We start from the raw sequence: 2,503 nt of genomic DNA on the forward strand, positions 1-2,503 counted from the left end.
CTGGTGCTGGCCTCGGTCGCCGCCGCCGCCGCCGCGCAGGACAGCGCGCCGTCGCTGGCCGGCAGCGAGACCCGCACGGCCAACGCCGCCGGCACTGGCGATGCGGCGACCTCGCTGGACACCATCATCGTCACCGCCGAGCACCGCGAGCAAAACCTGCAGGAGGTGCCGGTATCGGTGGGCGTGGTGCAGGGCGAGGCGATGCGCGACTTCACCGCCGGCGGCGACGACACGCTGCTGGCGCTGTCCGGCCGCGTGCCCAGCTTCTACGCCGAGACCACCACCGGCCGCATCTTCCCGCGCTTCTACATCCGCGGCCTGGGCAACATCGACTTCTACCTCGGCGCTTCGCAGCCGGTGTCGATCATCCAGGACGACGTGGTGCTGGAGCACGTGGTGCTGAAGTCCAACCCGGTCTACGACGTGGACCAGGTGGAAGTGCTGCGCGGCCCGCAAGGCTCGCTGTTCGGCCGCAACACCACCGCCGGCATCGTCAAGTTCGACAGCATCAAGCCCAGCGACGACTACACCGGCCGGGTCACCGCCAGCTATGGCAGCTACAACACGGTCTCGGTCGACGGCGGCATCGGCGGCCCGATCAACGACGTGCTGTCGTTCCGCGTGTCCACCCTGTACCAGCACCGCGACGACTGGGTGGACAACACCTACACCGGCCCGAGCGCCGACGGCACGGTCACCCCGAAGAAGGACGCGATGGGCGGCTACGACGACCGCAACGCGCGTCTGCAGCTGCTGCTGAAGCCGAGCGAGAACTTCTCTCTGCTGGGTTCGTTCCATACCCGCGACTACGACGGCACCTCCACCCTGTTCCTGCGCGGCGCCCTGCGCAAGGGCTCGAACAAGGTCGACGTGCCGCGCGACCAGGTGGCCTACGACGAGGCCCACGACAACCCGCAGGCGTACAAGACCCACGGCGCCTCGCTGAAGGCGATCTACGACTTCGGTGGAGTGTCGCTGACCTCGATCAGCGCCTACGAGACCACCTCCGGCTACAGCCGCGGCGATACCGACGGCGGCGCCGCGGCCAACTTCCCGGTCAACGGCGTGCCCAACGGCTACGGCCAGTCGATGGGCCAGGTGCGCGACCTGGACCAGTACACCCAGGAACTGCGCCTGGCCAGCGAAGGCGACGCCCCGCTGCAGTGGCAGGCCGGCGCGTTCTACTTCGACGGCAAGGACACCACCGACTTCTACCAGCGCGCCTACTTCCTGCAGACCGCCGCGCGCAATCCCAACAACTGGGTGCGCCTGCACAACAGCAACACCTCCTGGGCCGGCTTCGGCCAGCTGACCTACAAGGTCACCGACGCGCTGACCCTGACCGCCGGCGTGCGCCAGACCCGCGACAGCAAAGAGACCAAGCTGCTCAAGACCGCCGACACCGCGGCCGGCGTGGTCACCTACAAGGGCCGCCGCGACGTGCGCCTGGCCGACACCCAGCCGAGCTGGGACCTGAGCGCGATGTATGAGATCAACCCGAACGTCAACGTGTATGCGAAGGTCGCGCGCGGTTTCCGTGGCCCGACCATCCAGGGCCGTTCGGCGGTGTTCAATTCCGACTTCACCACCGCCGACTCGGAAACCATCCTGTCGTGGGAAGCCGGCATCAAGAGCAACCTGTTCGACAACCGCCTGCGTTTGAACGTCACCGGCTTCACCTACACCGTCGACGACATCCAGCTCAACGGCAACGACTCCAACGGCAACGGCGTGCTGTTCAACGCCGACAAGGCCAAGGCCTACGGCATGGAGGCGGACCTTGACTGGCGCCCGATCCCCAACCTGTCGCTGACCGCCGGCCTGAGCCTGCTGCACAGCGAGATCCAGGACAAGCGCGTGTATGCGCAGGTGTGCGGCCTGAACGGCGTGGTGGTGTGCACGGTGAAGGACCCGACCATCCGCATCGGCAACAACACCTTCGCCCAGATCGACGGCAACCCGCTGCCGAACGCGCCCAAGTACAACGTCAACCTGGCCGCCCGCTACGACATCCCGGTCAACGACGGCGGCGCCTTCTTCGTCGCCACCGACTGGAACAAGCAGGGCTACACCAGCTTCGTTCTGTACGACTCCACCGAGTTCACCTCCAACGGCAACTTCGAGGGCGGCCTCAAGCTGGGCTACACCGGCGACTACGGCGCATGGGAAGTGGCCGCGTTCGCCCGCAACATCACCAACGAGAAGAACCTCAAGGGCGTGATCGAGAACTACATGGCGGCCGTGTACAACGAACCGCGCATCGTCGGCGTCTCGTTCAACCTGCACTGGCACTGATCGCAGCACGTCGTAGCACAACGCCGGCAGCACCTGCCGGCGCCAGCGGGCGGGAGGGCGACAGTCCTCCCGCCCGTTTGCGTTTTCGCAGCAGTAAATAGCCGGTAGCTGTAGCCATAGCCTTTTTGCTCTTTGCTTTTTGCTTGCGGCTTTGGCTGTTGCTTTTGATCTACCGGGTTCCCTTCCGAAGCGGCGGCCAGCGCGGGGA

General features: G+C 66.4%; 1 protein-coding gene. It reads left to right on the forward strand.

Annotated elements, in window-relative coordinates:
* On the forward strand, positions 1–2,295 hold a 2,295-nt coding region (locus D588_RS0105465; RefSeq protein WP_017915252.1), incomplete at its 5' end, for a TonB-dependent receptor.
* Positions 2,296–2,503 lie beyond the last annotated feature (208 nt).

Origin of the sequence: Xanthomonas sp. SHU 308, assembly GCF_000364645.1 — a bacterium.
In the GTDB taxonomy this organism is placed as follows: Bacteria; Pseudomonadota; Gammaproteobacteria; order Xanthomonadales; family Xanthomonadaceae; genus Xanthomonas_A; species Xanthomonas_A sontii.